At 65.4% G+C, this 7,648-nt stretch carries 7 protein-coding genes; 1 reads left to right on the top strand and 6 read right to left on the bottom strand.

The window, feature by feature from the left end:
• The 3 genes from PF446_RS13800 to PF446_RS13790 all read right to left on the bottom strand — a co-directional run.
• Positions 1-227 (bottom strand): phosphoglycerate mutase family protein (locus tag PF446_RS13800; protein WP_298072590.1); only part of this gene is annotated, 227 nt, incomplete at its 3' end.
• Positions 224-1,294: a phosphotransferase family protein gene (locus PF446_RS13795; RefSeq protein WP_298072588.1), complete on the bottom strand. Its 1,071-nt coding sequence runs from the start codon at positions 1,292-1,294 to the stop codon at positions 224-226. The genes PF446_RS13795 and PF446_RS13800, both read right to left, overlap by 4 nt.
• A complete protein-coding gene (locus PF446_RS13790) occupies positions 1,291-2,529 on the bottom strand; it encodes an acyl-CoA dehydrogenase family protein (RefSeq protein WP_298072586.1) in 1,239 nt (412 codons plus the stop codon). The genes PF446_RS13795 and PF446_RS13790 overlap by 4 nt, the downstream gene beginning before the upstream one ends.
• Positions 2,530-2,664: 135 nt before the next feature.
• On the opposite strand from PF446_RS13790, the gene PF446_RS13785 reads away from it, so the two are divergent.
• Entirely contained in the window at positions 2,665-3,600 is a 936-nt protein-coding gene (locus PF446_RS13785; RefSeq protein WP_298072584.1) for a LysR family transcriptional regulator, read from the top strand.
• A gap of 111 nt (positions 3,601-3,711) precedes the next feature.
• Here PF446_RS13785 and clpB read toward each other — a convergent pair whose 3' ends face one another.
• From clpB to PF446_RS13770, 3 genes are all read right to left on the bottom strand, one after another.
• Entirely contained in the window at positions 3,712-6,315 is a 2,604-nt protein-coding gene (gene clpB, locus PF446_RS13780; protein ID WP_298072582.1) for an ATP-dependent chaperone ClpB, read from the bottom strand.
• 76 nt (positions 6,316-6,391) lie between these two features.
• A complete protein-coding gene (pgeF, locus tag PF446_RS13775) occupies positions 6,392-7,150 on the bottom strand; it encodes a peptidoglycan editing factor PgeF (protein WP_298072580.1) in 759 nt (252 codons plus the stop codon).
• A 42-nt stretch (positions 7,151-7,192) separates the two neighbouring features.
• On the bottom strand, positions 7,193-7,648 hold a 456-nt coding region (locus tag PF446_RS13770; protein ID WP_298072577.1), incomplete at its 5' end, for a pseudouridine synthase.

The following is a 7,648-nucleotide window of genomic DNA, read 5'->3' as shown; positions in this document are numbered from 1 at the left end:
TGAAGTCGCGGCACGTCGAGCCCGGCCGCCTGCAGGCACAGGTCGGCTGTGTGCACGTGGCGCCGCAGCGTGCCAACCGCGATCAGGTCCGGGCGTTTTCCGGTATGCGCAAACCAGCGGCCCAGGTGTTCGGCCTGCGCTTTCCCCATTGCGGAAAGGTGGTCGTAATCGGCGGCACCGAAACTGGCCTGACCGTGGCGGATCAAAAGTATCTGGCCAGCACTCAAAGGTCCGACTCCGCGATGCGACGACGGCAGCGCTGGCCCATGGTGGTCGCAGCCTGTCCGAATCCGGCGAACTGCTCGTTATGGGTCTGCCCAAGCGCGTAACGGCGATAGATCTGCTGAATGATCACCATCAGTCGGAACAGACCGAAGACCTCGTGAAAATCGAAGTTGTCCACGTTCCAGCCACTGCGCTCGCTGTAATAATCGACCACTTCGCGCCGCGTCATCATGCCGGGCACATGGGTCGGCTGACGGCGCAAGGACCGGAACACCTCATCGTCGTCGGCCTGCACCCAGTAGGCCAGCGAACCGCCCAGATCCATCAGCGGGTCGCCCAGGGTGGCCATCTCCCAGTCCAGCACACCAACGATACGCAATGCATCGTCCGGATCCAGTACCACGTTGTCGAAGCGGTAGTCGTTGTGGATCACGCAGATCGCGGTTTCGTGCGCGGGTTGCTTGTCGGCCAGCCACGCCAGCACGTCCTCGCATGCGTCGCTGCCCTGGGTCAGGGCCTTGCGCCAGCGCTCGCTCCAGCCAGCCACCTGCCGGGCAATGTACCCGGTCCCCTTGCCCAGATCCGCCAGGGGCGGAGCACTGGCGTCAATATGATGCAGATCGACCATGCGGTCGATGAAGCCCTCGCACAGGCTTCGCACGCCGGCCGCATCCAGACCCAGTGCATCCGGCAACTCACGACGAAGGATCACGCCGCGCAGCCGCTCCATCACGAAGAAATTGCCGCCCAGCACGGCCGGATCATCACACCGGGCCAGGATTTCGGGTACGTACGGATAGTGTGGTCTCAGGGCGGCCATCACCCGCGCCTCGCGCAGCATGTCGTGCGCCGAATGGGCCTTGGCACCGGCAGGCGGACGCCGCAACACCAGCTCGCGTTCGCCATAACGGATCAGGTAGGTGAGGTTGGATGCGCCACCGGGAAACTGGAAGATCTCCGGGGCGCCCTGCAATCCGTCCAAATGCTGCTTCAGGAACCTGTCGACGGCAGCCGCTTCGATGCGGTCCTCCTCGCGCACTGCACGGGCGCGGTCCTGCAATCCCTTCATGCGTTCTCTCCCTTCGCAGGCTTGCCCGACTGCGCGCGCATCTCAAGCTTGGCGACCAGCGCACGATGCACCTCGTCCGGACCGTCGGCCAGGCGCAGCACGCGCGCGTAGGCATACAACGCGGCCAGCGGCAGGTCGTCGGACATGCCCGCGCCGCCGTGGATCTGCATCGCCGCATCAGCCGCGCGCTGCGCCACGCGCGGTACCACCACCTTGATCTGCGAGATCTCGCTCATGGCCGCCTTCACGCCTTGCGTGTCGATCAGCCAGGCCGCCTTGAGCGTCAGCAGCCGCGCCTGATCGATGGCCATGCGCAGCTCGGCGACGATATCGGCATTGCCGCCCAATGCGATCAGCGGATGGCCAAAGGCCTGTCGCGATGCAGCGCGATCGCAGAGCAGCGCCAACGCACGCTCGGCCGCGCCCAACGCGCGCATGCAGTGGTGGATACGGCCCGGACCGAGCCGCCCCTGGGCGATCTCGAAGCCGCGGCCGATGCCCAGGATCACGTGGTCCATCGGCAGGCGCACGTTGTCAAAGCGCACCTCGCCGTGGCCCGAGGGCTCGTCCAGATCGTGGAATACCGGCAGCATGCGCTCGACCGTCACGCCCGGCACATCCAGCGGGCAGATCACCATGGAATGGCGCTGGTGTTTCGGCGCCTGTGGGGCGCTCAGGCCCATGAAGATGACGAACCGGCAGTGCGGGTGACCGATACCGGTGGACCACCACTTGCGCCCGTTCAGCACCACGGTATCGCCGTCGACGGTGGCCGTGGCCTGCATGTTGGTGGCGTCGGACGAGGCCACGTCCGGCTCGGTCATGCAAAACGCCGAGCGGATCGTGCCGTCCAGCAGCGGCATCAGCCATTGCGCCTTCTGTGCGGGGGAACCGTAGCGGTGCAGCACCTCCATGTTGCCGGTGTCAGGGGCGCTGCAGTTGAACACCTCAGGCGCAATGAAGGCGTGGCCCATGATCTCGGCCAATTGGGCGTAACTGACGTTGTCCAGGCCCGCGCCGTGTTCGGCATCGGGCAAGAACAGGTTCCACAGACCAGCCTCCCGGGCGCGCGATTTCAGTGTTTCCATGACCTCGGGCTGGCGCCACAGGTGCCAGTCGCGACTGCCGGTCAGGGCCGCGGCGTAGACCGGCTCGGCCGGCAGCACTTCATCGTGCATGAATTGCCGCAGGCGCTCGCTCCAGGCCCGGGCCTGCGCGGAGGGGGCAAAATCCATGGGCTGCTCCGATGCATGTCAATCGTGAGCTGCAAGCCTACGCCCATGCACCGCAATCAATGAAATGCATAGGTTTTATGACCGGTTATCCATGTGACTAATATATGGGCAGCCTGAGTCCACATCGAGCCAAGCATGACCCACCCCGATCTGCGCCTGAACCTCAACCTGTTTCGCGTATTGGAGGCCATCCACACGCACGGCGGCATCAGCGCGGCGGCGCGCGCGCTGCACCTGACCCAGCCCGCCGTCAGTCATGCCCTGGGGCAACTGCGCCTTGCCTTCGGCGACCCGTTGTTCGTGCGCCAGGGCAACCGCATGCAGCCCACTGACCGCGCTCGCGCCGTGATCGACGACGTGCGCGTGCACCTGCAGGGGCTGCAGGCCACGCTGGGAAAGCAGGCCAGCTTCCGGCCCGAAGCCCTGGAAAGGACCTTCACGGTGGGTTTCAGAGATGTGCTGGAGTCGATCACCTTTCCTCCGTTGATCAATCGTCTGCAACGCGAGGCGCCACATGTTCGGCTGGTCAGCCGGCGTATTGCTTCGGACGCAGTCGAACGCGCCCTCGGCACCGCCCGCATCGACCTTGCCATCGATCGCCGACTGGCTGCCGGAAACCGGCTTTCCAGCCGGCACCTGCTGGACGAGTCCCTGGTGGTGGTGATGCGCAGGGACCATCCGCTGGCCTCCGGTCCATTGAAGCGCGCCACCTATCTGGCTGCAAAGCATGTGGCCGTGTCGCAACTCGGCGAGGCGGTACCGCTGGACGTGCTGCTGGATCAGGACGGCCGCGCGCGTGCGATCAGACTCACCTGCCAGCATTATTTTGCCGCCAGCCAGGTGGCCGCGGCCAGCGACCTGTTGCTGACCATGCCCCGCTCCTACGCCGCCAACTTCGCGCGCCTGCTGCCCTTGGCCACCCGATCGCTGCCGTTCAAGCTCAAACCGATCCCGGTACTGGCCTACTGGCATCCTTCGCGCGACGCCGATCCGGCGCACTCGTGGCTGCGGGAGCTGATCGTCGGAACCATTCTGCAAGCAGCAGAGTTTCAGGACGTGAACCCTGCATAAGGACATTGGTCGCCGATCACAGAGCCATGACCGCTGCTGCGCGGCTTTCGCTTCGGCTTCGCTGACAGCCAGCCCCACCCTCCCCCGAGTGCGGGGGAGAGTGGATCGGGATTACTGGCTCGAGCGGAAGACCATGCGGCCCGCCTCTGCGTCGACATGGATCGTCTCGCCAGGCGCGAAGTCGCCGGCCAGGAGCTTCTGCGCCAGCGGATTTTCGAGTTGCTGCTGGATCGCACGCTTGAGCGGACGGGCGCCGTACACCGGGTCGAAGCCCGCATTGGCGAGCAGGTCCAGGGCCTTGTCGCTGACCTGAAGTTTCAGCTGGCGTTCTTCCAGGCGTTTTTCCAACTGCCCGATCTGGATCTTCGCGATGATGCGGATCTGCGCCTTCTCCAGCGGGCGGAACACCACGATCTCGTCCAGGCGATTGATGAACTCGGGACGGAAGTGGGTCTGCACCACGCCCATCACAGCCGCTTTCATCTTGATGTATTCCTGCTCCCTGTCGGCACCGCTTTCGGCGTCCTCGGATGCGTCCTGGATCATCTGGCTGCCGAGGTTTGAGGTCATCACGATGACGGTATTGCGGAAGTCCACCGTGCGGCCCTGACCGTCGGTCAGGCGACCGTCGTCGAGCACCTGCAGCAGGATGTTGAACACATCCGGGTGTGCCTTCTCCACCTCATCCATCAGGATCACGCTGTAGGGGCGCCTGCGCACGGCCTCGGTGAGATATCCACCTTCCTCGTAGCCGACATAGCCCGGCGGCGCGCCGATCAGTCGGGCCACGGAATGCTTCTCCATGAACTCGCTCATGTCGATGCGGATCATGGCCTCCTGGGTGTCGAAAAGAAACCCGGCCAGCGCCTTGCACAATTCGGTCTTGCCCACACCGGTGGGCCCCAGGAACAGGAACGAGCCATACGGACGGTGCGGGTCGGACAATCCCGCGCGGGCCCTGCGGATGGCGTCGGCCACGGCAGTGACAGCCTCGTCCTGGCCGACCACGCGCTGGTGCAGCGCCGATTCCATCTTCAGCAGCTTGTCGCGCTCGCCCTCGAGCATCTTGGACACCGGGATGCCGGTCCAGCGGCTGACCACCTCGGCGATTTCCTCCTCGGTGACGCGGTCCTGGACCAGCTTGAAATCCTGCTGCTCGGCGGCCTGCGCCGCGGCCAGCTGCTTTTCCAGTTCCGGCAGGGTGCCGTACTGGATCTCGCTCATGCGGGTGTAGTCCTGGTGGCGCTGCGCGGCCTCCAATTCCTGGCGTGCGGCCTCGATCTGCTCCTTGACCCGGGTCGCACCCTGCAGCGCGGCCTTTTCCGACTTCCATATCTCGTTGAGATCGGAGAACTCACGCTCCAGGCCATCGACATCGGTCTCCAGATCAGCCAGACGCTGCCTGGAGGCCTCGTCGGTCTCCTTCTTCAGCATCTCGCGCTGGATCTTCAGCTGGATCAGGCGGCGCTCGAGGCGGTCCAGCTCCTCGGGCTTGGAATCGATCTCCATGCGAATGCGGCTGGCGGCCTCATCCATCAGGTCGATGGCCTTGTCCGGCAGTTGCCGGTCGGTAATGTAGCGGTTGGACAGCGTGGCTGCGGCGACGATCGCCGGATCGGTGATCTCCACGCCGTGGTGCATGGCGTAGCGCTCCTTCAGGCCCCGCAGGATGGCGATGGTGTCCTCGACCGTGGGCTGGCCCACGAAGACCTTCTGGAAACGACGTTCCAGCGCGGCATCCTTCTCGATGAACTTGCGGTACTCGTCCAGCGTGGTGGCGCCAACACAGTGCAGCTCGCCACGCGCCAGCGCGGGCTTGAGCATGTTGCCCGCGTCCATCGCCCCGTCGGCCTTGCCGGCGCCGACCATGGTGTGCAGCTCGTCGATGAACAGGATGATCTGGCCCTCGTTCTTGGCCAGGTCGCTCAGCACGGCCTTGAGGCGCTCCTCGAACTCGCCGCGGAACTTGGCACCGGCAATCAGCGCGCCCATGTCCAGGCTCAGCACCCGCTTGCTGCGCAGTCCCTCGGGCACTTCGTTGTTGATGATGCGCTGGGCCAGGCCTTCGACGATGGCGGTCTTGCCCACGCCAGGCTCGCCGATCAGCACCGGGTTGTTCTTGGTGCGCCGCTGCAGCACCTGGATCACGCGCCGGATCTCCTCGTCGCGGCCGATCACCGGATCCAGCTTGCCCGACTCGGCGCGCGCGGTGAGGTCGATGGTGTACTTCTCCAGCGCCTGGCGCTGCTCCTCGGCGCTTTCGCTGTCCACCTTCTCGCCGCCGCGGATCTTGTCGATCACCGCTTCCAGACGGCCCTTGTCGGCACCGACGGTCTTGAGCGCCTTGCCCAGCTCGCCGCCGCTTTCCAGCGCGGCCAGCGCGAAAAGCTCGCTGGCGATGAACTGGTCGCCGCGCTGCTGGGCCAACTTGTCGGTGAGGTTGAGCACGCGGCCAAGCGCATTGCCCATGTTGAGTTCGCCGGCCTGGCCGGTGACCTTGGGCAGGCCGTTGAGGACTTCGCCCAGACGCTCGCGCAGCAACGGCACGTTGACGCCGGACTGCGCCAGCAACGGTGTGGTCGAGCCACCCTTCTGTTCAAGCAGGGCGATCATCACGTGGACCGGCTCGAGCATGTTGTGATCGCGACCGACTGCCAGAGACTGGGCGTCTGCCAGCGCCTGTTGGAAACGAGAGGTGAGTTTGTCCATGCGCATCGGAGGTCTCCCTGGAGACGGTTTGGGCAGTCAGGCTGCCTTTCTGCTTCCGAAATGCGGTTTCCTCATATCCGCTTCAAGTGCCCCGCTCACCGTGGGTCCAGATCAGGCTGGCAAAACGCCCACTGCGCTTGCCGTCGCGCCGATAGGAATACAGACGCGGGTCCGTGTACGTGTCGAAACCGCCCCCATGGATACGGCTGACGCCCGTGGCTGCAAGGCGTCGCCGTGCCAGTCGCGCAAGATCGCACTGCCAATGGCTCGGACGGGTCGCGGTGAACGCCGCGTGTGCCCCGCCATCGGCATCCACGAACGCCGCACGAACCTCATCCCCGACCTCATAGGAGGGCGCCCCGATGCACGGACCCAGCCAGGCCAGGACCCGATCCGGTGGCGATGCCATGGCCTGCACGGTGGCTTCGATGATGCCCGCCGCCAAGCCGCGCCATCCGGCATGCGCGGCCGCGATCTCGCCTCCATCGTCACCACACAACAGCAGCGGCAGGCAATCCGCAGTGAGAATGGCCAGCACTGTGCCCGGCACGCGCGAAACGGCTGCATCGGCACAAGGTTCCACTTGACCCGAAAGGGGACCAAGCTCGGCCACCGAGGTGCTATGCACCTGCCGCAGCCAGCGCGGCTCGGCAGGCATATCGAGCGCCTGAACCAGGGACTGACGGTTGGCTCGGACCGTCTGCTCCTCATCACCAACGCGCAAACCGAGGTTGAAGCGCGCGTAAGGCGGCGGCGAAAGACCCGGCCCGTACCGGGTGGTGACCATGGCCCGGACGTTTGCGGGTGCGGGGAAGTCGGGAACGATCCAGGCGTCTTGCATCAGGCAACGTGCATGGCGGTGCGGGCCTTGAGGATACCCCGGTCAGTCAGCGGAGGCATGCTCGCGCAAGGCCTGTACCAGGGCCTGGAAATCTTCCGGTGGATCCGCACCGAACTGCAGGGCCTCGCCGCTGACTGGATGCTCGAAGGCCAGCCGTTCGGCATGCAGCGCCTGGCGGCGAAAACCACGCAGGATCGCAACCAGCTCCGGACTGGCGCCCTTGGGCAGGCGCAGATGGCCACCGTAAAGTGGATCACCGACCAACGGATGCTGGGCATGCGCCATGTGCACGCGAATCTGGTGGGTCCGTCCGGTCTCCAGGTTGCACTGGACCAGGCTGTGTTCGCGAAAGCGCTCACGAACCCGATAGTGCGTCACAGCACGCTTGCCGCTATGCGTGTCGCGCACGGCCTGGCGCAGGCGATCGACTGCATGGCGTCCAAGAGGTGCATCCACGGTACCCCCTGCGATCAGCGACCCGCGCACCACGGCGACATA

The organism is Oleiagrimonas sp., from assembly GCF_027858935.1.
In the GTDB taxonomy this organism is placed as follows: Bacteria; Pseudomonadota; Gammaproteobacteria; order Xanthomonadales; family Rhodanobacteraceae; genus Oleiagrimonas.
This window is presented reverse-complemented; position numbering and strand designations above follow the sequence as displayed.

Excerpts from the sequence above, each read along its gene's own strand:
- PF446_RS13795 (WP_298072588.1), bottom strand. The coding sequence starts at position 1,294 with ATGAAGGGATTGCAGGACCGCGCCCGTGCAGTGCGCGAGGAGGACCGC.
- clpB (WP_298072582.1), bottom strand. The coding sequence starts at position 6,315 with ATGCGCATGGACAAACTCACCTCTCGTTTCCAACAGGCGCTGGCAGAC.
- pgeF (WP_298072580.1), bottom strand. The coding sequence starts at position 7,150 with ATGCAAGACGCCTGGATCGTTCCCGACTTCCCCGCACCCGCAAACGTC.
- PF446_RS13785 (WP_298072584.1), top strand. The coding sequence starts at position 2,665 with ATGACCCACCCCGATCTGCGCCTGAACCTCAACCTGTTTCGCGTATTG.
- PF446_RS13790 (WP_298072586.1), bottom strand. The coding sequence starts at position 2,529 with ATGGATTTTGCCCCCTCCGCGCAGGCCCGGGCCTGGAGCGAGCGCCTG.